18 protein-coding genes and 2 pseudogenes are annotated in these 21,577 nt (G+C 71.3%); 16 read left to right on the top strand and 4 right to left on the bottom strand.

The window, feature by feature from the left end; all coding sequences use genetic code 11:
• Positions 1 to 54 precede the first annotated feature (54 nt).
• Both ACFULQ_RS42215 and ACFULQ_RS42210 read left to right on the top strand, forming a co-directional pair.
• Positions 55 to 258, top strand: a pseudogene (locus ACFULQ_RS42215) (oxidoreductase C-terminal domain-containing protein); the annotation flags it as partial.
• Between the two features lie 87 nt (positions 259 to 345).
• Positions 346 to 1,473, top strand: a complete 1,128-nt coding sequence (locus ACFULQ_RS42210) for an aromatic ring-hydroxylating dioxygenase subunit alpha (RefSeq protein ID WP_383555126.1) — start codon at positions 346 to 348, stop codon at positions 1,471 to 1,473.
• Here the strand turns inward: ACFULQ_RS42210 and ACFULQ_RS42205 are convergent.
• Both ACFULQ_RS42205 and ACFULQ_RS42200 read right to left on the bottom strand, forming a co-directional pair.
• Positions 1,461 to 2,207, bottom strand: a complete 747-nt coding sequence (locus ACFULQ_RS42205; RefSeq protein WP_383555133.1) for an IclR family transcriptional regulator — start codon at positions 2,205 to 2,207, stop codon at positions 1,461 to 1,463. The genes ACFULQ_RS42210 and ACFULQ_RS42205 overlap by 13 nt on opposite strands.
• A gap of 137 nt (positions 2,208 to 2,344) precedes the next feature.
• On the bottom strand, positions 2,345 to 3,541 hold the full coding sequence (locus ACFULQ_RS42200) for a phosphatidylserine/phosphatidylglycerophosphate/cardiolipin synthase family protein (protein ID WP_383555124.1): 1,197 nt from the start codon (positions 3,539 to 3,541) through the stop codon (positions 2,345 to 2,347).
• A gap of 216 nt (positions 3,542 to 3,757) precedes the next feature.
• On the opposite strand from ACFULQ_RS42200, the gene ACFULQ_RS42195 reads away from it, so the two are divergent.
• Positions 3,758 to 4,597, top strand: a complete 840-nt coding sequence (locus ACFULQ_RS42195; RefSeq protein ID WP_383555121.1) for an RNA polymerase sigma factor SigF — start codon at positions 3,758 to 3,760, stop codon at positions 4,595 to 4,597.
• Between the two features lie 368 nt (positions 4,598 to 4,965).
• Here the strand turns inward: ACFULQ_RS42195 and ACFULQ_RS42190 are convergent, their stop codons facing one another.
• Positions 4,966 to 5,397 (bottom strand): MarR family transcriptional regulator, encoded by a 432-nt coding sequence (locus ACFULQ_RS42190; protein ID WP_383555119.1) that lies wholly within the window; start codon positions 5,395 to 5,397, stop codon positions 4,966 to 4,968.
• A 198-nt stretch (positions 5,398 to 5,595) separates the two neighbouring features.
• Here ACFULQ_RS42190 and ACFULQ_RS42185 point away from each other — a divergent pair, with 198 nt between their 5' ends.
• The 8 genes and pseudogenes from ACFULQ_RS42185 (at position 5,596) to ACFULQ_RS42150 (ending at position 13,217) form a co-directional block, all read left to right on the top strand.
• Positions 5,596 to 6,789, top strand: a complete 1,194-nt coding sequence (locus tag ACFULQ_RS42185; protein ID WP_383555116.1) for a PP2C family protein-serine/threonine phosphatase — start codon at positions 5,596 to 5,598, stop codon at positions 6,787 to 6,789.
• A gap of 111 nt (positions 6,790 to 6,900) precedes the next feature.
• Positions 6,901 to 7,797 (top strand): STAS domain-containing protein, encoded by an 897-nt coding sequence (locus ACFULQ_RS42180; protein WP_383555130.1) that lies wholly within the window; start codon positions 6,901 to 6,903, stop codon positions 7,795 to 7,797.
• Positions 7,794 to 8,213, top strand: a complete 420-nt coding sequence (locus ACFULQ_RS42175; protein ID WP_383555113.1) for an STAS domain-containing protein — start codon at positions 7,794 to 7,796, stop codon at positions 8,211 to 8,213. Before ACFULQ_RS42180 ends, ACFULQ_RS42175 begins: the two co-directional genes overlap by 4 nt.
• Entirely contained in the window at positions 8,213 to 8,656 is a 444-nt protein-coding gene (locus ACFULQ_RS42170; protein ID WP_383555110.1) for an ATP-binding protein, read from the top strand. Before ACFULQ_RS42175 ends, ACFULQ_RS42170 begins: the two co-directional genes overlap by 1 nt.
• Positions 8,653 to 9,141: pseudogene (locus ACFULQ_RS42165) on the top strand (ATP-binding protein); the annotation flags it as partial. The gene ACFULQ_RS42170 and the pseudogene ACFULQ_RS42165, both read left to right, overlap by 4 nt.
• Before the next feature lie 57 nt (positions 9,142 to 9,198).
• Positions 9,199 to 10,182, top strand: coding sequence for a SpoIIE family protein phosphatase (locus ACFULQ_RS42160; protein ID WP_383555128.1), 984 nt, complete (start codon positions 9,199 to 9,201; stop codon positions 10,180 to 10,182).
• Positions 10,179 to 11,921, top strand: coding sequence for a PP2C family protein-serine/threonine phosphatase (locus ACFULQ_RS42155; RefSeq protein ID WP_383555107.1), 1,743 nt, complete (start codon positions 10,179 to 10,181; stop codon positions 11,919 to 11,921). The genes ACFULQ_RS42160 and ACFULQ_RS42155 overlap by 4 nt, the downstream gene beginning before the upstream one ends.
• Positions 11,922 to 12,065: 144 nt before the next feature.
• Positions 12,066 to 13,217, top strand: coding sequence for a PP2C family protein-serine/threonine phosphatase (locus ACFULQ_RS42150; protein WP_383555104.1), 1,152 nt, complete (start codon positions 12,066 to 12,068; stop codon positions 13,215 to 13,217).
• A gap of 193 nt (positions 13,218 to 13,410) precedes the next feature.
• On the opposite strand, the gene ACFULQ_RS42145 is transcribed toward ACFULQ_RS42150, so the two are convergent.
• Positions 13,411 to 13,893 (bottom strand): MarR family winged helix-turn-helix transcriptional regulator, encoded by a 483-nt coding sequence (locus tag ACFULQ_RS42145; protein ID WP_383555102.1) that lies wholly within the window; start codon positions 13,891 to 13,893, stop codon positions 13,411 to 13,413.
• Positions 13,894 to 14,134: 241 nt separating this feature from the next.
• On the opposite strand from ACFULQ_RS42145, the gene betA reads away from it, so the two are divergent.
• The 5 genes from betA to ACFULQ_RS42120 all read left to right on the top strand — a co-directional run bounded on the left by betA (position 14,135) and on the right by ACFULQ_RS42120 (position 21,556).
• The gene (gene betA / locus ACFULQ_RS42140; protein ID WP_383555098.1) at positions 14,135 to 15,805 is read left to right on the top strand and encodes a choline dehydrogenase; all 1,671 of its coding nucleotides are present in this window, start codon (positions 14,135 to 14,137) and stop codon (positions 15,803 to 15,805) included.
• A gap of 184 nt (positions 15,806 to 15,989) precedes the next feature.
• Positions 15,990 to 17,459 (top strand): aldehyde dehydrogenase family protein, encoded by a 1,470-nt coding sequence (locus tag ACFULQ_RS42135; protein ID WP_383555095.1) that lies wholly within the window; start codon positions 15,990 to 15,992, stop codon positions 17,457 to 17,459.
• A 20-nt stretch (positions 17,460 to 17,479) separates the two neighbouring features.
• Positions 17,480 to 18,568: a glycine betaine/L-proline ABC transporter ATP-binding protein gene (locus ACFULQ_RS42130; RefSeq protein ID WP_383555093.1), complete on the top strand. Its 1,089-nt coding sequence runs from the start codon at positions 17,480 to 17,482 to the stop codon at positions 18,566 to 18,568.
• Positions 18,568 to 20,577: an ABC transporter permease gene (locus ACFULQ_RS42125; protein WP_383555090.1), complete on the top strand. Its 2,010-nt coding sequence runs from the start codon at positions 18,568 to 18,570 to the stop codon at positions 20,575 to 20,577. The genes ACFULQ_RS42130 and ACFULQ_RS42125 overlap by 1 nt, the downstream gene beginning before the upstream one ends.
• Positions 20,578 to 20,590: 13 nt before the next feature.
• Positions 20,591 to 21,556: an ABC transporter substrate-binding protein gene (locus tag ACFULQ_RS42120; protein WP_383555087.1), complete on the top strand. Its 966-nt coding sequence runs from the start codon at positions 20,591 to 20,593 to the stop codon at positions 21,554 to 21,556.
• Positions 21,557 to 21,577 lie beyond the last annotated feature (21 nt).

Below are 21,577 nucleotides of genomic sequence, written 5' to 3'. Positions count from 1 at the left end.
GCGGGGCTGGGGGCGGGCGGCGGGGTCGAACGGGCCGCGCGGTGGCGGCGTTAATTCTGGTCCGACCAGTACGGCGTCAAGATCCAGTTCGCCGGTCACGCGGCCGGCGCCGACAGCGTGACGATCGAGGAAGGCGCCCGGGACGACCGCAACGTCCTGGCCGTCTACCGGCGCGCCGGGCAGCCGGTCGCCGTCCTCGGGATGAACCAGCCGCGGCTGTTCATGCGCTGGCGCAAGCAACTCGCCGCCGCGGCCTGACAGTTCGCCGCAGCCGCTTTGATCGGCACGCCGTCCCCTTCGCCCCGGCGTGCTTCACCGGTCCACGACATCCCCGAGGAGTGCCCTGTGACCTCGACCAGCCTGCCGGACAGTCTGATCGCCACCCTCCCCGGCGCCTCCTACACGGATCCCGGGATCTTCGCCCAGGAGCAGGAGCGCATCTTCGAAGCGATGTGGTTCTGCGCCGTCCGCGCCGACGATCTGCCGCGACCCGGCGCTTTCAAGACCGTCCAGGTGGGCCGGGAGAGCATCCTCGTCGCCCGCGCGCGGGACAACTCGGTCCGCGCCTGGTTCAACGTGTGCCGGCACCGGGGCGCCAAGCTGTGCACCGAGGAGTCCGGAGAGGTCAAGCGGGCCTTCCAATGCCCGTACCACGCCTGGACGTACGACCTGACGGGCAAGCTCGTCGCGGCACCGAACCTGACGAAGATGCCCGACGTGGGCCGCACCGAGTACGGCCTGGCGAGCGTGGCCGTGCGCGAGTGGCTCGGCTATGTCTGGGTGTGCCTCGCCGAGGACCCGCCGCCCTTCGAGGAGGTGATCCAGGACGTGATCACCCGGCTCGGCGACACCGAGTCGATCGAGCGTTACGACATCGACCACCTCAGCGTCGGCCGCCGGATCGTCTACGACGTCAAGGCGAACTGGAAGCTGATCATCGAGAACTTCATGGAGTGCTACCACTGCGCCACCATCCACCCCGAACTCACCGAGGTGCTCCCGGAGTTCGCCGACGGCTACGCCGCCCAGTACTACGTGGGACACGGCGCGGAGTTCGGCGAGGACGTCCAGGGCTTCACCGTGGACGGCTCGGAGGGCCTCGACCGGCTGCCGGGTGTCTCGGAGGACCAGGACCGCCGCTACTACGCGATCACCGTGCGGCCGCAGGTGTTCGTCAACCTGGTGCCCGACCATGTGATCTTCCACCGGATGTACCCGCTGGCCGCGGACCGGACGATCGTCGAGTGCGACTGGCTGTACCTGCCCCATGTCGTGGAGTCCGGGAAGGACGTCAGCAGGTCGGTGGAGCTGTTCGACCGGGTCAACCGGCAGGACTTCGACGCCTGCGAGCGCACCCAGCCCGGGATGAGCTCACGGCTCTACGCCAAGGGCGGCGTCCTGGTGCCCAGCGAGCACCACATCGGCGAGTTCCACGACTGGGTGCAGGCCCGGCTGGGCGCTCAGCCCAGGTAACCCATGCGGTGGCTGATCTCCCGCGCGCCCTTGACCAGCACCGGGGCGAGCTCGTGCAGGCGCTCCTCGGAGAGCCGGTAGGCGGGCCCCGAGGCGCTCAGCGCCGCGATGACCTCGCCGTCCCGGTCGCGCACCGGCGCGGCCATGGCGTGCAGACCGAGCTCCAACTCCTCCAGGGCCCAGGCGTATCCGCGCTCCCGGGCCTCGGCGAGGTTCTTCTCCAGCTTGGTCTTCGCGGTGATGGTGCGCGGGGTGACCTTCTTCAGGCCGGTCTCCGTCAGCAGCGCGGAGCGCTCCTCGGCGGGCAGGTGGGCCAGCAGGATCTTGCCGCTCGACGTGGCGTGCAACGGGGTCAGCTGGCCGACCCAGTTCTGCGCGGTGACGGCACCCGGGCCGCGCACCTGGTAGAGGTTGACCGCGTAACTCTCCTGCATCACCGCGAGGTTCACGGTCTCGCCGAGTTCCTCGGCCAGGTCCTCGCAGACCGGGCGGCTCTGCTGGGTGATGTCGATGCGCCCGGTGACCGCGCCGGCGAGCCGCACGATCCCGAAACCGAGCCGGTACTTGCCGCGCTCACCCGACTGCTCCACCAGGCCGCGCGCCTCCAGGGCCCCGAGCAGCCGGAACGCCGTGGACTTGTGGACATCGATCTCGGCGGCGACCTCACTGACGCCGGCCTCGCCCCGACGGGCCAGGATCTCCAGTACGTGAATGGCCCGGTCGACGGACTGCACTCCGCCGCTCGACGACCCTGTCGTTTCGTTGTCCGGGTTGTAGTTGCTCACAACGCAACTATACGCACAGTGCGATACGACCCGTTTGCGACCGCGACTCCGGTGACCCACGGGTTCGGGGCCGGACGCGGGGCCTTTCACAGGAAGCGCCTGATGGGGGTCACCGCGGCCTCCTGGGCGCGCTGGAGGGCCGACCGCCGTTTCCAGCGGCCGAGTTCGATGTCCACGCTGTGCTCCAGGTCGGCCTCGTAGTCCTGGTCGAGTGCGGCGGTGAACGTCTCGTCCAGGACGGCGAGCATGACCTCCTCGTCGTGGTCCATGGAGCGGCGGTTGAAGTTGGTGGACCCGATGAGGGAGGCGACCGAGTCGACCGTGATGATCTTGGCGTGCATCATCGTCGGCTGGTACTGGTGGATCCGGACCCCCGCCTCCAGCAGCCGCCGGTAGTGCTGCTGACCGGCGAGCCGGCAGGCCCGCTGGTCGGTGTGCGGGCCGGGGAGCAGGATCTCCACGCGCACACCACGCCGGGCGGTGGCGCACAGCAGGTCGATGAAGTAGCCGTCGGGCGCGAAGTACGCGGTGGCGAGCCGGAAGCGCTCCTCGGCGGAGGTCAGCATCACCCGGATGAGGGTCTGCATGTCCTGCCAGCCGATACTGGCGGAGCCGCGCACCACCTGCACGACCGACGAGCCGGCCTGGCGGTGCTCGGTGAAACGGTCACGGTCGTCGAAGAGGTCGTCATGGCACTCGGCCCAGTTCTGGGCGAACGCGGCGGCGATGCCGTCCACGGCGGGACCGCGCACCTGGACGTGGGTGTCCCGCCACTCCCCGGGGTTCCGAGCGTCTCCGCACCACTCCTGCGCGATGCCGACCCCGCCGGTGAAGGCCGTGTGCTCGTCGACCACCAGCGCCTTGCGATGGCAGCGGTGGTTCTGCTTGAACGGCGACAGCCAGACCGGCTTGCGGAACCAGGCCACCTGCACACCGGCGGTGCCCATGAGCTCCAGCAGGCTCGGTTCGATCTCCTTGGCGCCGAAACCGTCGAGCAGCAGCCGTACCCGCACGCCCGCGCGGGCCCGGTCGGCGAGCGCGGCGGCGAAGTCGCGGGCGATCCGGCCGCGCCAGTAGACGAACGTCATCATGTCGATCGTGTGCCGCGCGGAGCGGATCGCCCCGAGCATCGCGGGGAAGATCCGATCGCCGTTGCGCAAGGGGATCAGTTCGTTGCCCTCGGTGGCGGCGACGCCGATCAGCCGCTCCAGCCGGCGCCGCAGCCGCAGCTTGCGGGACTCCGCGTCGGACGCGGGGGACACGGGTCTGTCGTCCAGGATCATGCCGAATCTCCCCTACGGGTGGCGCAGTTGGTCGCGGGCCACCGAGCGGGCCCGGAGAGCGGATGCCCGGCCGTCCCGAAGTCACTCCCGGGCGCCCGTACCCCGTTCGCGGAAGATCGCGAAAGCCCGGGCATATGCGCGAGGGGCGGGGGTAGACGGCTGATCGTCGGTCGCCTGACCGGCTCAGGCGAGGCGACCCAGTGGGAGGGGCACACCATGGCGACGACCGTGCGGACCGCCGGACGGACGGCGGACATGCCGGAGATCACCGACCCTTCCCAGGTCGCTCCCAAGGACGCACGCGAACTGTCGAGGCTGTTCTTCGAGAAGCTCGCGGTGCTGGAGGAGGGAACGCCCGAGTACCAGTACGCTCGCAACACGCTGATCGAGATGAACATCTCCCTGGTCCGCTACGCGGCCGGCCGGTTCCGCGGCCGCGGTCAGGAGGAGCGGGAGGACATCGTCCAGGTCGGCATGATCGGCCTGATCAAGGCGATCGACCGGTTCGAGCTGTCCCGTGAGGTCGAGTTCACCTCGTTCGCCGTCCCCTACATAGTCGGCGAGATCAAGCGGTTCTTCCGGGACACCTCCTGGGCCGTGCACGTGCCCCGGCGGTTGCAGGAGGCCCGGGTGCAACTGGCCCGCGCGAGCGAGGAGTTGAGCAGCCGGCTGGGCCGGACGCCGACCACCGCCGAGCTGTCCGAGCTGATGAGCCTGCCCGAGGAGGAGGTCGTCGAGGCGCAACTGGCCTCCAACGCCTACCGGTCGGCCTCCCTGGACGCGGCGCTCGGCGGCAGCGAGGACGGGGAGAGCGCGCTCGCCGACTTCATCGGCGGCCAGGACCCGGCGCTCGGACTGGTCGAGGACTTCCACGCCCTCGCGCCGATGATCGCCGAGCTCGACGACCGCGACCGCAGGATCATCCACTGGCGCTTCGTCGAGGAACTCACCCAGGCGCAGATCGCCGAGCACCTCGGGGTCTCGCAGATGCACGTCTCCCGGCTGATCAACCGCCTGCTGACCCGCCTGCGCGAGGGCATGCTCAGCACCGGCTGAGCCGGCGCGGTCGCCGCCGTCACCCTGCCCCCTTCACGCCCGTCGACGCCCGGTTTCACGCTGCCTTCACCTGCGTCGCCGCAGGTGAGTGCGGCCGTACGGCGCATCCCTGACGGCACCGGATACCCCCGTTCGAGAGAGATGGCACACAACCATCACAGTTCGCGCCGATTCGGGGTAACCGAGTCGGAGTAAGGGCCGCGAAAGCGCACTGTTGCCGTTTGACAACAATAGTCAGGAGGCAACAAAGTGGCCGTGTCGGACGTGCGCGGGGAAGGACCTGGAATGCTCCGGTTGACGGAGACCGCTCCGTGCGTGGGGCGCCGTCGCCGAGGGGTGGCGGTGGCATCGAAGCCGCGAACAGCGGTTCAGGCGGTCCGGCTGTCGGACCCGGGGGCGTCGTGCAGCTGCGTCGCCGCCGAGGCGCAGAACGCCTCCAGCCCCTCCAGCAGTGCGACCCGCTTGGCGGCGGGCATGTCCGCCAGTACTTTGCTCAGCTCCTTCTCCCGGCGAGCCCGGAGATCGGCGAGGAAGGCCCGTCCCCGGCCGCTCAGGTGCAGCCGCACCTCGCGCCGGTCCTGCACGCCCACCACCCGTTCCACGAACCCGGCGGCCACCAGCCGGTCGCACAGCCGGCTCGTGGACGGCGGCGTGGAGGCCAGGGACTCGGCGAGCGTGCGCAGGTTGATGCCGTCATGGTGCTCGAGGATGTGCAGCACCCGCAGCTGGGACGCGGAGGTGGGCGCGGTCGAGGCCCGGCCCCAGACGACCTCCAGCAGCTCGACGGCCGTCGTGGTCACGCGCGCCACCTCATCGGGCGCGGGGCGGCGGAAGGCAGTCACGGTCACACTCTCGCAGGCACTGGGGTGCCTGTCAGCGTACTAGGCGCCGGACCGGCCCCCGGGTGGGCCGCGGATACCGGCACAGCCCTTGCACATGGTGGACCTCCCGAGCGGGGTCCGTACGTCGTCCGGCGAAAGATTGGTGTATTTCTCATCGTGAACAGATTCGAGGCCGCTGCGCGCGCCCTGCGTACAGCGGCACCCCACGAGCTCCTCGACGCCGTGCGCGCCGTGCTCGTCGAGCGGTACGGCGCCCGGTCCGTCGAGTTGTTCATGGCCGACTATGGCCTGACGGTCCTTCAGCGGGTCTCGGTGCTGCCGCACACGCTGGACCCGGTGTCCGTGCACAACAGCCCGGCGGGCCGGGCCTTCGGTTCCCAGCGGCCCCACCGTGAGGACCTCCGGGACGGCCGCGCCCGCCTGCACCTGCCGGTCAGTGTGCGCGGCGACCGCCTCGGCGTGCTGTCGGTGACGCTGTCCGCGGCCGACGAGGCGCGCCGGTACGAGACCGAGCTCGCCGAGCTCGCCGACGTGCTGGGGCGCGAGGTGCTCGTGGCCGAGCGCGACACCGACCTCTACCTCCAGGCGCGCCGCAAGGACCGGCTCACCCTGGCCGCCGAGATGCAGTGGCAGCTGCTGCCCGGCCGCTCCTGCTCCCGCCCCGAGTACGAGCTCGCGGCCCAGCTGGAACCGGCGTACGCCATCTTCGGCGACAACTTCGACTGGTCCGCCACGGCCGACCACCTGATGCTCTACGTGACCAACGGCATGGGGGAGGGGATAGAGGCCTCCCTCCTGACGAACCTGGCGATCAACGCCCTGCGCAACGCCCGCCGGGCCGACATCCCCATCGCCGACCAGGCCGCCCTGGCGGACCAGGCCGTCTACGCCCACTACCGGGGGCGCTGCTATCTGTCGGTCCTCATGTTCGACTTCGACCTGAGGACCGGCCGGGCGAGCGTCGTGGACGCGGGCTCCCCGCAGCTGCTGCGGCTGCGCGCCGGCTCCGTGGAACGCGTCGACTTCGACGCCCAGTTGCCCCTGGGCATGTTCGAGGAGACCGACTACGTCGCCCAGGACTTCCAGGTGGAGCCGGGCGACCGGCTCGTCTTCGTCAGTGACGGTGTGCACACCGTGGCCTCCCCGCGCGGCGAGGCGTACGGCGACGCGGCCCTCTCGCGGGCCATCCACGCCACCCGGCTGCTGCCCGCCGCCGAGGTGCCGCGCGCGATCCTGCGGGAGTTGACCGGTCATCGCGGCGAAGCGGTCGCGGACGACGACGCCCTGATCGTCTGCCTGGACTGGCACGGCCGGCCCGGCGCCGGTGACGAGCGCTCCGGGCAGATGTGACGATCGCGTGTTGTTTGCCTTGGGCGGCGACGATAATGTTTGTCATAAGGCAATAATTGCAAGATGGCCCCCCGCGGTGAGGTGGGTGGACGAGACAGCGGCAGGGAGACGATGCAGGTGGCGGACCACGACACGGCCGAAGAGGTGGCGAAGGAGCTCGGCGGGTTCCTGGAACGCAGGCGCGAACAGCTCGCCCAGCGCTGGGCGGACGCGCCCCTGTTCCGTACCGTCTTCACCGTCTCACGGGACGAGGCGGTCGAGGCCTGCAAGGCCGTGGTCGACGCCCTGGCCGACGTGGCCCGCTCCGGCCGGCTGGAGGACGTGCAGGCTCCCGGCTTCGGCACCGTACGGGACCAGCTCGGGCGGATGGCGGCCTCCCGCACCCAGGCGGGATTCAGCTCCTCCCAGATCGCCGGCGAGGTCGCGGGCCTCAGGGAGCCGGCCCTCGCGCTGCTGAGGACCGAGTTCGAGGAGTCCTCCGCCGAGCACGCCGAGGCCTGTCTCCTCGCGCTGACCGTCCTGATGGGCACGCTGCGCCTGGTGGTCATGGAGACCAGCGTGAGCGCGGGCGAGGAACTGATCGCCCGGCAGCGCCTCCAGCTGCTGGAGGTGGCCACCCCGGTCATCAAGCTGTGGGAGGGCATCGTCGCCGTCCCGCTCATCGGCACCCTGGACAGCGCCCGCAGCCAGGTCGTGATGGAGAGCCTGCTGGAGGCGATCGTCGACCAGCGCGCCCGGTACGCCATCCTCGACATCACCGGTGTGCCGACCGTCGACTCACTGGTCGCCCAGCATCTGATGAAGACGGTCGCCGCGGCCCGCCTGATGGGCGCCGAGTGCATCGTCTCGGGCATCCGTCCCGCGATCGCGCAGACCATCGTCCACCTCGGCATCGACCTCGGCTCGATCATCACCCGGGCCGGCCTGGCCGACGCCCTGGCCTACGCGCTCACCGAGCAGGGCATCGTCGTCTCCCAGGGCCCGGCCCAGGGAGGGAGCCCGCGGTGAGCGGCCTCCCCGCCACCCCCGCCTCCTCGGTGCCGGTCCTGGCACTGGGAGACGTCCTGCTGGTCACCCTGCAGGGAGAGCTGCACGACGGCACGGCCGAGCAGCTCCAGGACCACATCACCCATCGCATCGCGCACCACCCGGTGCCGGTGGGCGGAGTCGTCATCGACATCTCCGGGGTGGAGATCGTCGACTCCTTCCTCGGCCGCATCCTGGCCGAGATCGCGGCGAACGCCCGCCTGCTGGCCACCCGGACCGTCGTGGCCGGCATGCGTCCCGCCGTGGCCATCACCCTGGTCGAACTGGGCCTCACCCTGCCCGGCCTGGTGACGGCCCTGGACGTCGACAGGGCGCTGGCCCTCCTCGGGCGTGCTCCCTCGGCAGCCGCCCCCGCACACCCGGAAGGGGATGCTTGATGCATGCCCCACCCGCCCCGACCGCCCGGCTGCCCATCGCCTCGGACGCGGACCTGGCCTGGGTGCGCCAGCAGGTGCGCCGGGCCGCCGCCGACCTCGGCTTCGGCCTGGTCCAGCAGACGAAACTGGTGACCGCGGCCAGCGAACTCGCCCGCAACACCCTGGTGCACGGCGGCGGCGGGCACGTGGAGATGACGGTGCTGGAGGAGGGCGTCTGCCGCGGGCTGCGGCTGTCCTTCGTCGACGCCGGCCCCGGCATCCGGGACGTCGAACTCGCCATGACCGACGGCTACACCACCGGGGGCGGTCTGGGCATGGGCCTGAGCGGGGCCAAGCGGCTGGTCCAGGAGTTCGCTCTCGACAGTCGTCCCGGCGAGGGCACCACCGTCACCGTCACGGACTGGGTCTCCGGGGTGCCCTCGCCCCGCACGGGGGCGCCATGAGCAGGGTCTGGGACATCCCGGTCCAGGAGAGCACCAGGGTCCGGGACGTGCGCGTGGCCGCGGAGACCGCCTGTGCCGAGGTGTCGCTCGACTCCCACGGCACGGCGGCCGCGGCGCTGGTGGCGACCGAACTGGCCACCAACCTCGTCAAGCACGCCCGCGGCGGCCGCATCGTCATCAACCTGGTGAGCCCGGCCGACCTCCGCGCGGGGACCGCCCCCTGCGTCCAGATCGTCTCGCTCGACCACGGGCCCGGCATCGGCGACGTCCGGGTGGCCAGCCAGGACGGCTACACCACCGCCGCCTCCTCCCTCGGCGCGGGCCTCGGCACCTGCCGTCGCGTCGCCGACGACTTCGACCTCCACAGCCGCCCGGGCGAGGGAACCGTGGCGGTCGCACGCATCGGCTCGGCGCGGAGGTCGCGGACGGCGGGCGCGTCGTCGGCCGGGGGGAACGTGCGGGGCGGCGGGAGTGCGCGGGGCGGGGGCGTCCGGGACGGCGGGAGCGTCCGGGGCGACGAGAGTGCGCGAGGCGGCGGGAGCGTGTGGGACACGGGAAACCTGCGGGCCGGGGGGAGTGTGTGGTCCGGCGGAAGTCTCTGGGAGGGCGGAGGCGCGCGGGCCGGTGAGAGTGTCCGGGACGGCGGCGGCGCGCGAGCAGGCGGGACTGTGTGGGACGGCGGTAACACGCGAGCCGTCGGTGGCGTGGCGGGCGACGAGAGTTCGCGGGGCGACGGGAGCGTGCCGACCGGGGGGAGTGAGCGGACCGACCACAGCGCGCGGGCCGGCGGGAATGGCTGGGCCGACGGCAGCGCGCGGGCCGGCGGGAGCGTCCGGGCCGGCGGCAGCGCGCGGGCCGGTGAGAGCGATCGGGTCGACGACAGTGCGCCGGGCGCGGGGAGCGTGCGGGCCGGCGGAAGTGTGTGGGCCGGAGGGATCACCGCCTCCTACGCCCATGCCGAGCACTCCGGCGACGCCTTCGGCTGGGCGCGTTCCGGTTCTCGGGTCACCCTGCTGCTCGCCGACGGTCTCGGTCACGGCGAGAAGGCGGCCGAGGCGTCCACCGTCGCCGTGGAGGAACTGCACCGCGGTGCCGACCTGCCGCCGGCCGACCTCCTGCGGCGGCTGCACAGCGCGCTGCGCAGGACGCGGGGCGCGGCCGTCGGGGTCGCCCAACTCGACCAGGACAGCGGCACGTTGTCCTTCGCCGGCGTCGGCAACATCGGCGCGAGGCTGCGCACCGGCACCGGATGGCAGCCGTTCATCTCGCACCCGGGCATCGTCGGAGCGCACTTCCCCGCCACCGTGCCGCTGCGCCGGGCCGACTGGCATCCGGACAGCCTGCTCGTCCTGCACAGCGACGGGCTGCCGAGTCGCTGGGTGCCGCCCCTCGACCCCCTGCTCCTCACCCACGACCCCGCCGTGGTGGCCGCGGTCGTCCTGCGGGACTCCGGCAGTGCCGCGCGGCCGCTGCGGGACGACACCAGCGTGGCCGTCCTGACCCCCGCCGCGGACGGAAGTCCATGACCGAGAACTCCGACGTCCGGAAGATCGCCTCGACGGCGGACGCGGCCCGTGCCCGTGCCGCCGTCGCCGCCGTCGTCGTCGCGGCCGGCACCCAGCCACTGGACCGGGCCCGCTTCCTGACCTCCCTGTCGGCCCGGTTGCGGCACTGCCTCGACCAGGGCGGCACCTGGGAGCTCCACCTGCTCACCCGTCCGGCCACCTCCGACCACCAGGGCCGGCTCGACGCATGGCTACGGCCCTTCGACGCCGCGACCGCCGACGACGGACCCCCGGCCGCCGAGCCGACCCTCACCTGCCCCCTCCCGCGCCCGCCCGCTCCGGACGCCGTACCCGCCCACCCGTCGCCGTCCGAGGCCCTGCTGTCCGCCGACGAGGACACCGCCGCCGTACTGTGCCTCCTGGACGAGCAGGAACGACTCGTCCAGCTGCACCGGGACGAGCTGCACCAGACCAACCAGGGCGTGCTGGCCCTGCACTCCGACCTGGAGGCCGCCGCACTGGCCCAGCGGGAGCTGCTGGAGGCCGAGCGGTCCGCGCGCGCCGAGGTGGAGCGGGCCCGGCGCCTGCTGAACTTCCTCGCCGACGCCAGCGCGGCCATCACCTCCTCCCTCAGCCCCACCGAGGTCCTGCGCCGGCTGACCGACCTGCTGGTACCGGAGTACGCGCAGCGCCTCGACGTCTGGCTCCTCGACGAGGGACAGGGCGAGGAACAGACGGGTCCCGTGCCGGAGCGTTCCCGGGCCGCGGTGGTCGCCGCCCGCACCGGCCGCCCGCAGCACGCCGCCGCGCACCCCGGGAACCTGCCGGGCACCGACGACCTGCCGCCCGCCGCCATGTCGCCGGACCGGCCGCTGCTCGCCATCCCCCTCATGACCCACCGGCTGCTGGGTGTGCTCACCCTCATCGCCCCCGGCCCCCGCTTCGACGCGGACACCTGCCTGATGCTCGTCGAACTCGGCCGCCGGGCGGGTGTCGCCCTGGACAACGCCCGCCGCTACGAGCAGCACCGGGACACCGCCGAGGCCCTCCAGCGCGCCCAGCTCACCGACCTGCCCGAACCCTCCGGCCTGCTCCTGGCCGCGCGCTATCTCCCGGCCACCCAGGGCATGAACATCGGGGGCGACTGGTACGACGCCTTCCTCCAGCCCGACGGGAGCCTGCTGGCCGTCATAGGGGACGTGACCGGGCACGGGATGCACGCGGCCGTCGTCATGGGCCAGTTGCGCACGGCACTGCGGGCCTACGCAGTCGAGGACAACACCCCGGCCGAGATCCTCACGCAGCTGCACCGCATGCTCCGCCATCTGCAACCGCAGCTGTACGCCACCGCGATGATCGCCCGCTTCCGTCCCGGCGACCCGGAGGTGGTCTGGGCGTCGGCCGGTCATCCGCCCGCCGTGGTGCGCGAGGCCGGGGGCTCGGTGCGGATACTGGACGCCGCTCCGGGCGTCATGCTGGGCATTCCCATCGCCTACACCTACGCCGACCACGTCACCCGGCTCGGGCCGGGCTCCTCCCTGGTGCTGTACACGGACGGCCTGGTCGAGCGCCGGACGCAGGGCATCGACCCCGGCATCGAGCGGCTCCGCCAGGCGCTCTCGGGGCTGAGCACCCCGGAGCTGGAACAGGATCTGGACGCGGCCGCCGACGCGCTGCTGAAACCCCTCCTGCACGACTCCGAACGCGACGACGACGTCTGCCTGCTGCTGTGCCACACGGTCACGCACACGGCCTCATGAGCACCCGGCCCCTTGAGCCCACGGCCTCCTGAGCGGCGCAGCCTCCCGAGCGCACAGCCCCCGAGGCGCGGCACCCGCGCGATAGCGTGGAGGACCCAGGGTGAAAGGGTGGATGTCGTGAAAGCCTTCGAGTCGCTTCCATCCATGGAAGCCCAGCTGCGCGCGACTCCTCCGCACGCGCTGGTCGCCACCGCCCGCCGTCTGCTGGCCGAGCGGGCCGGTGCCCAGGACGTCACCCTCCTGCTGGCCGACTACGCACTGGCCGTGCTGCAACCGGTCTCCCACCTGCCGCACACCGAGGAGCCGGTGTCCGCCCACGAGGGCCCGGCGGGCAGCGCCTTCACCCACCAGAGCCCGGTGGTCGAGGTCCTGCGCGACCCGGACGGGCACCTGGTGCACCTGCCCATCACCGTGCGCGGAGACCGCCTCGGCGTGCTGTCCGTACGGCTTCCCGCGGGCACGGCGTCCCCCGAACTCGTCCTTGGGCTGGGCGACTTCGCGACCGCGCTCGGCCATGAGGTCACCACCGCCGGACGCGACACCGACCTCTATCTCCAGGCCCGCCGCACCCGCCGGCTCACCCTGGCCGCCGAGATGCAGTGGCAGTTGCTGCCCGGCCGTGGGTGCGCCCGCGAGGAGTACGCCATCGGCGCCCATCTCGAACCCGCCTACTCCATCGGCGGGGACAACTTCGACTGGTCCACCAGCGCCGACCATCTCGTGCTGTCCGTCACCGACGGCATGGGCGAGGGCATCCACGCCTCTCTGCTCACCAGCCTGACGGTCGGGGCCCTGCGCAACGCCCGCCGCGCCGGCATAGGCCTCGCCGACCAGGCCTGCCTCGCCGACCAGGCGATCTTCGCCCAGTACGGCGGCAAGGTGTACGCGTCCACGCTGCTGCTGGAGTTCCATCTCGCCACCGGCACCGTCCGGGCCGTCGACGCCGGCTCCCCGCAGCTGTTCCGGCAGCGCGGGGACCACACCGAACGCGTCGAGCTGGACGCGCAGTTGCCGCTCGGGATGTTCGAGGAGACGCCCTACGTCGAGCAGACCTTCCAGGTCGAGCCCGGCGACCGCCTCGTCGTGGTCAGCACCGGTGTGCACGAGGCCCGCTCGGCGGCGGGCGACCTCTTCGGCGAGCGGGCCCTGCGCCAGATTCTCGGCGCGACCCGGGCCACGCCGCCGTACGAGACGGCACGCGCGGTCGTGTCGGGGCTGATCGAGCACTACGGCAGCCGGGACCTCATGTCCGACGCGTCCGTGATCTGCCTGGACTGGCACGGCCGCAACGCCTGACCGGCGCCCCCGCGCAGCCGGTCGAAGCGCGGCCGCGAGGTCTTCGATCTGCCTGAAGTGGCACGGCCGCAGGCCTGGCCGGCGACCCCGGGCAGCCGGGCAGCCGGTCGAAGTTCGGCAGCGAGGTCTTCGATGTGCCTGTCTCGGCGCGGCCGCAGCGCCTGACCGGCGACCCCGCGAAGCCGCAGGGTCCTCAGGGGCCGGGCGTGTCCTGTGCCGCCCGGAATCCCCGCAGGCCGCGGCTGAGTGCCGACCGCTCGGCCGTGTCCATCGTGGCGAGCACCGAGGCGAGCGCCTGGGACCTGCGGGCGCTCACCTCGCCGAGCACCTGCCGGCCGTGCCCGGTGAGGCTCAGCTGCACCTCGCGCCGCTTCTGCGGATGCAGCACCCGCTCCAGCAGCCCCGCCGCCTCCAGCCGGTCGCAGAGCCGGCTCGCGGTCGGCAGCCCTATGTCCATGTTCTCGGACAGCGCGGTGAGATTGAGTCCCGGCGTGTCCTCCAGGACCCGCAGGGCCCGCAACTGGTGCGGCGACAGCCGAAGGCGCGCTCCCTGGGCCGCGACGGACCAGAGGTTCGTGAGACGGTCCACCGCGTCGGAGAGCTCCCGCGCGAGGGCCATGGGATCCTCGGCCGACCCGTTTGCCTGGTCGTCCCCGGAGCCACTGAGACGCGTCACGAACACATCGCTTTCAGTAATCGCCTGCCCATACGGATGCCACCCTCATTCAAACGCGGTACCCGAAGCGCCGTCGAGCAAGCACCGCGGTCCCGGCCATCGTAGGAAGTCCGGGCGAACAGGAAACGTGTTTTCGGACCCCGTCACCCAGCCAGGTTGCGTCGGTCGCAACCTGGTGCGCATAGCGATACTCGTACTAGCATGCCGCGCATTATCTACGGCGCGAGCGAGACGAGGGACCATGGCTCCTCAGCAGTACGACTTCGTCATCGTCGGTGGTGGATCGGCCGGCAGTGCGCTGGCCGCCCGCCTGTCCGCCGACCCGGTCAACCAGGTACTGGTCCTGGAGGCCGGCCGGCCCGACTATCCGTGGGACGTCTTCATCCACATGCCCGCGGCGCTGACCTACCCGATCGGCAGCCGCTTCTACGACTGGAAGTACGAGTCCGAGCCCGAGCCGCACATGGGGGGCCGGCGCGTCTACCACGCCCGCGGCAAGGTGCTGGGCGGCTCCAGCAGCATCAACGGCATGATCTTCCAGCGCGGCAACCCCATGGACTACGAGCGCTGGGCCGCCGATCCCGGCATGGAGACCTGGGACTACGCGCACTGTCTGCCGTACTTCAAGCGCATGGAGAACTGTCTCGCGGCCGACCCCGACGACGAGTTCCGCGGTCACGACGGCCCGCTCGTCCTGGAGCGCGGCCCGGCCACCAACCCGCTCTTCACCGCCTTCCAGAAGGCCACCGAGGAGGCCGGGTACGCGCCCACCGACGACGTCAACGGCTACCGGCAGGAGGGCTTCGCCAAGTTCGACCGCAACGTCCACCGCGGTCGCCGGCTGTCCGCCTCCAAGGCCTATCTGAAGCCCGCCCGCCGCCGCCCCAACCTCACGGTCCGCACCCGTGCCCTGGTCACCCGTGTGCTGTTCGAGGGGAAGCGGGCCGTGGGAGTCGAGTACCGGCGCGGCAAGGGCGCGCTCCAGCAGGTCCGCGCCAAGGAGGTCATCCTCTGCGGCGGCGCCATCAACTCCCCGCAGCTGCTCCAGCTCTCCGGCGTCGGCAACGCCGAGGAACTGCGCGCGCTCGGCATCGACGTCGTCCACGACCTGCCCGGCGTGGGCGAGAACCTCCAGGACCACCTGGAGGTGTACATCCAGTACGCCTGCAAGCAGCCCGTCTCCATGCAGCCGTACCTCGCGAAATGGCGCGCCCCCTTCATCGGCCTGCAATGGCTCTTCCGCAAGGGCCCCGCCGCCACCAACCACTTCGAGGCCGGCGGCTTCGCGCGCAGCAACGACGACGTCGACTACCCCAACCTGATGTTCCACTTCCTGCCGATCGCGGTCCGCTACGACGGCTCCGTGCCCGCCGGCGGCCACGGCTACCAGGTGCACGTGGGCCCCATGTACTCCGACGCCCTCGGCTCGGTGAAGATCAGGAGCAAGGACCCGAACGAACACCCGGCGCTGCGCTTCAACTACCTGTCCACCGAGCAGGACCGCCGTGAGTGGGTCGAGGCGATCCGGGTCGCCCGCAAGCTGCTCAACCAGCCCGCGCTCGCCCCCTACAACGCCGGGGAGATCTCACCGGGGCCGTCCGTCGAGACGGACGAGGAGATCCTCGCCTGGGTGGCCAAGGACGGCGAGACCGCCCTGCACCCCTCCTGCACCTGCAAGATGGGCACCGACGAGATGGCGGTGGTGGACCCCACCAGCATGCGCGTGCACGGCGTCGAGGGACTGCGGGTCGTCGACGCCTCGGTGATGCCGTACGTCACCAACGGCAACATCTACGCGCCGGTGATGATGATCGCGGAGAAGGCGGCCGACCTCATCCTCGGGAAGCAGCCACTGGCCCCCTCCGAGGCCGTGTTCTACCGCCATCGCGACGCCCGGACACAGGCCGGGTAACGCGGATTTTTCGCGGGGCCGCTTGTCCCGGAAACCCGCTGTCATCCGGCTGTGCGCAACGCGTCCGCGTGCCCAAACCGTCATCCCCCAACCCCTTGACGTGGGTTCACGCATTCTCCAGAGTGTTCCACCACAAGCAATGCGGTGCGCGATGCGCAACGAAATCGCTCGAAGGGCTCCCGACGTGGCAGACCTGTATGTGGACGGTGAATGGCGGGAGCCGGTGGCCGGAGGCCGCCGGGAGATCCGATGTCCGGCCGACGGCACGCTCTCCGCGACCGTGTCCGAGGGCACCCGCCCCGACACCGAGGCGGCCGTCGCCGCCGCCCGCCGGGCCTTCGACGAGGGACCCTGGCCGCACACCCCCGAGCGGGAGCGGGGCGCCCTGCTGCTGCGCACCGCCGACCTGATCGAGCGCGACGCCAAGGAGTTCGCCCGCGCCGAGTCGCTGGACACCGGCAAGCGGCTGGTGGAGAGCGAGTACGACATCGCCGACGTCGTCTCCTGTCTCCGCTACTACGGCGGCCTCGGCGGCACCGACGCCGGCCGTGTGATCGACACCGGCCGCGACGACGCCGTCAGCCGGGTCCACTACGAGCCGGTCGGTGTGTGCGGACTGATCACACCCTGGAACTACCCCCTTCTGCAAGCGAGTTGGAAGGTCGCCCCGGCCCTGGTGGCCGGAAACACCATCGTCCTCAAGCCCAGCGAGCTCACCCCCTCCACCTCGATCCTGCTCATCAGGGCCCTGGCGGTGGCCGGACTGCCGGCCGGGGTCGCCAACCTCGTCCTCGGCACCGGACCCGAGGTGGGCGCACCGCTCTCCGAGGACCCCCGCGTCGACATGGTCTCCTTCACCGGAGGCGTGGAGACCGGCAAACGGATCATGGCCACGGCCGCCGCGACCGTGAAGAAGGTCGCCCTGGAACTCGGCGGGAAGAACCCCAACGTCGTCTTCGCCGACGCCGACTTCGAGACGGCCGTGGACTTCGCGCTCACGGCCGTCTTCCTGCACTCCGGACAGGTCTGCTCGGCCGGCGCCCGGCTCGTCGTCGAGGACTCCCTGCACGACCGCTTCGTCGACGAGGTCGTCCGGCGGGCCCGGCTGATCCGCCTCGGCGGCCCCTTCGACCCCGACGCCGAGACCGGCGCGCTGATCTCCGCGCAGCACCTGGCGAAGGTCGAGGCGTACGTCGCGGCCGGTCTGGCGGAGGGCGCCGTGCTGCGCTGCGGCGGCGAGCGCCCCACCGACCCGGCCCTCGCCGACGGCCACTACTACCCGCCCACCGTCCTCGACGACTGCACCCAGGACATGCGGGTGGTGCACGAGGAGTCCTTCGGGCCGGTGCTCACCGTGGAGCGCTTCACCGATGAGGACGACGCCGTCCGCATCGCCAACGACACCGAGTACGGGCTCGCGGGGGCCGTGTGGACCCAGGACGCGGGCAAGGCCCAGCGGGTCGCCCGGCGGCTGCGGCACGGCACGGTGTGGATCAACGACTACCACCCCTATGTGCCGCAGGCGGAATGGGGTGGCTTCGGGCACTCCGGTGTGGGCCGGGAACTGGGACCGACCGGCCTCGACGAGTACCGCGAGCCCAAGCATGTCTGGCAGAACATCCAACCCCGGCCGCAGCACTGGTTCCGCGGCTGAACGCCGAGAAGAGGTCGACCATGACCCCCACCAAGACCGAGGTGCCGCCGACGCGCGGCACCCCCGAGGACGCGGCCCCGACACCGGTGATATCCGTGCGCGGGCTGTGGAAGGTGTTCGGGCCGAAGGCCGAGCGGGTGCCGGAGTCCGAGGAGCTGTGCGGGCTCAGCCGGCGCGAGCTCATGGAGCGCACCGGCTGCACCGCCGCCGTGCGGGACGTGAACTTCGAGGTCGCGCCCGGCGAGGTCTTCGTCGTCATGGGCCTGTCCGGCTCCGGCAAGTCCACCCTGGTGCGCTGTCTGACCCGGCTGATCGAACCCACCGCGGGCGAGATCGTCTTCGAGGGCGAGGACATCCGGGACGCCGACGAGCGGCGGCTGCGCGAACTGCGGCGCAGCAAGTTCTCCATGGTCTTCCAGCACTTCGGTCTGCTGCCCCACCGCCGCGTCGTCGACAACGTGGCCTTCGGGCTGGAGATCCGCGGCATGGGCAGGGCCGAGCGCACCCGGCGGGCGCTGGAGGTCGTCGACCTCGTGGGCCTGTCCGGCTACGAGAACTCCTACCCCGACCAGCTCTCCGGCGGCATGCAGCAACGCGTCGGCCTGGCAAGGGCGTTGGCCGGCGACCCGGACGTCCTGCTCTTCGACGAGCCGTTCTCCGCGCTCGACCCGCTGATCCGACGGGACATGCAGAGCGAGGTCATCCGGCTGCACCACGAGGTCGGCAAGACCATGGTGTTCATCACCCACGACCTCTCCGAGGCCCTCAAGCTCGGCGACCGCATCCTCATCATGCGCGACGGGAAGATGGTCCAGTGCGGCACCGGCGACGAACTCGTCGGCGCCCCGGCCGACGACTACGTCCGTGACTTCGTGAAGGACGTGGCCCGCGGGGACGTGCTGACCCTGCGCTGGATCATGCGCCCGGCGACCCCCGAAGACCCGTTGGACGGACCCGAGTTGGGCCCGGACGTCGTCGTGAAGGAGGCCACCAGGGCGGTGCTCGCGGCCGAGAAGCCCGTCAAGGTGGTGGAGAACGGCGAACTGCTCGGCATCGTCGGCGACGAGGAGATCCTCGCGGTGGTCGCCGGGCAGGAAGGCGACGCGTGATGACCGTCGTCATGGAGAAACCCGAGACCTCGGGGGAGGGGCGGCCGGCGCCGACGCCCCCCGTGGCCACCCCCGCCCGCAGGATCAGCCGGTCCATGGTGATCGCCGGGATCGTCGTCGTCTGGCTCGTCCTGTTCGCCGTACTGCGCGGCAAGCAGACTCTGTCGCTGGCCGCGGCCGACCTCACCGATCTGCACCGCTGGCTCAACGACGTCAACGACTCCATCGGCGCCGACCGCAACTCCAACCCGCTCTTCCTGTACTTCTTCAACGAGATCCGGCTGGTCATCGACACCCTGGTGACCTTCGTGCAGGACCTCATCTCCCAGCCCTCCGGCGACCGCCCGCTCCCGCAGATCGGCTGGCTCGGAGTCGTCGGCCTGACCGGCTACGTCTCCTGGGCGGTGGCCAACTGGCGGGTCGCGCTGCTGGCCGTGGCCGGCTTCACCTTCCTCGGGCTCCAGGGCCTGTGGCAGGAGAGCATGGACACCCTGGCACTGACCCTCTCCGCGGTCCTCGTGGCGCTGCTGTTCGCGATCCCGCTCGGGGTGTGGGCGGGCCTGTCGGAGCGGGTCAACCGGATCGTCACGCCCTTCCTGGACTTCATGCAGACGATGCCGACCTTCGTCTACCTCGCGCCGCTCACCCTGTTCTTCCTCATCGGCGGCGCCTCCGCGACCATCGCCACCGTCATCTACGCGGCACCCCCGGCCATCCGCATCACCGCGCACGCCATCCGTTCCGTGCCCGCCACGACGGTCGAGGCGGCCGACTCGCTGGGCGCCACCCGCCGGCAGTCACTGCTGAAGGTGCTGCTGCCGATGTCCCGGCGGACCGTGGTGATGGGCGTCAACCAGACCATCATGGCCGCCCTCGCCATGGTGACCATCGCCGCCCTGATCGACGCCCCCGGACTCGGCAAGACCGTCGTCCAGGCCCTCCAGTCGCTCGACGTCGGCACCGCCTTCAACGCGGGCCTCGCGATCGTCGTGCTGGCGATCGTCCTGGACCGGGTCACCACCGCGGCGAGCGGACGCGCGGAGGCGGCCCGGCGGTCCGGCAACCCCCTGCTCAAGTGGCGCCGGCACCTGCTCGTGGCCGGGGGAGCGGTGGCGGCCGTCCTCGTGTACCTCTCCCACACCTACGTCTGGGCGGCCGAGTTCCCCGGCGACGGCGGCACCGGCAGCAACATCGCCAAGGCGGCCGACGACGTGACCACCTGGGCGCAGGACAACCTCTCCGGGCTGACCAACGCCTTCCGCGACGCCATCACCAACGGCCTGCTCAACCCGTTCCAGACGCTGCTGACCGACTCCCCGTGGTGGCTCGTCGGCGCCGCCCTGGTCGGGATCGCCGTCGTCCTCGGCGGCTGGCGGGCCGGGATCACCACGGCCGTGTGCGTGGGCCTGCTGGTCGCCACCGGCCTGTGGTCGGACGCCATGACCACACTCGCGTCGACCGTGGTGGCGACCGTGCTGGTGATGCTGCTCGGCGTGGTCTTCGGGGTGTGGATGGGCCGCAGCGCGCTGGTGGACCGACTCGTGCGGCCCACCCTCGACGCGGCCCAGGTCATGCCGCCGTTCGTCTACCTCGTGCCGTTCCTCGCCCTGTTCGGCGCGACCCGGTTCACGGCCATCGTCGCCGCGATCGTCTACGCGGCCCCGGTCGCCATCAAGATCATCGCGGACGGGGTGCGGACCGTGCCCGCGACCACCGTGGAGGCGGCCACCTCCACGGGGTGCAACACCTGGCAGATCATCACCAAGGTGCAGCTGCCGATGGCACGCGGCGCCCTGACCCTCGCGACCAACCAGGGCCTGATCTACGTGCTGTCGATGGTCGTCGTCGGCGGCCTCGTCGGCGCCGGGGCCCTCGGCTACGACGTGGTGGCCGGCTTCTCGCAGGGACAGCTGTACGGCAAGGGCCTGGCGGCCGGACTCGCCATCGTCCTGCTCGGCGTCATGTTCGACCGGATCACTCAGGCAGCGGCTCGCCGCACCAGCGCTTAAGGAGCACGACACGATGGCAAGACACTGGCGAGCCGGCGCGGCCGGCCTGGCCGTCCTCGGCCTCACCCTCACCGCCTGCGGGGGCGCGAAGGTCGGTGACTCCTCGGAGGCCGGCGCTTCGGGCAGCTCGGGCAAGTGCGGCACCTTCAACCTCGCGGTCAACCCGTGGGTCGGCTACGAGGCCGACGCGGCGGTCGTCGCGTACGTCGCCGAGAACGACCTGAAGTGCAAGGTCACCAAGAAGGACCTCAAGGAGGAGATCGCCTGGCAGGGGTTCGGGACGGGCGAGGTCGACGCCGTTCTGGAGAACTGGGGTCACGACGACCTGAAGAAGAAGTACATCACCCAGCAGAAGACCGCCGTGGAGGCCGGCTCGACCGGCAACAAGGGCATCATCGGCTGGTACGTGCCGCCGTGGCTGGCCAAGGCCCACCCGGACATCACGAACTGGAAGAACCTCAACAAGTACGCCGCCAAGTTCAAGACCTCGGAGTCCGGCGGCAAGGGCCAGCTCCTGGACGGCGACCCGTCCTACGTCACCAACGACGAGGCCCTCGTCAAGAACCTCAAGCTGGACTTCAAGGTGGTGTACGCGGGCAGCGAGACCGCGCTGATCCAGGCGTACCGCAACGCCGAGAAGAACAAGCAGTGGGTGATCGGCTACTTCTACGAGCCGCAGTGGTTCCTCTCCGAGGTGCCCCTGGCCAAGGTCGACCTGCCGGCGTACAAGACCGGTTGTGACGCCGATCCGGCCAAGGTGGCCTGCGACTACCCGGTCTACGACCTCGACAAGATCGTCAGCGCCAAGTTCGCCAAGTCCGGCAGCCCCGCCTACGACCTGGTGAAGAACTTCAACTGGACCAACGACGACCAGAACGTCGTGGCCAAGTACATCGCGGTGGACAAGATGACGCCGGACGCGGCGGCCAAGAAGTGGGTCGACGCCAACCGTGCCAAGGTCGACGCCTGGCTCAAGTAGGCCTGTCCAGGCGGCCCGGTG

This window comes from Streptomyces sp. NPDC057253 (assembly GCF_042669125.1).
In the GTDB taxonomy this organism is placed as follows: Bacteria; Actinomycetota; Actinomycetes; order Streptomycetales; family Streptomycetaceae; genus Streptomyces.
This window is presented reverse-complemented; position numbering and strand designations above follow the sequence as displayed.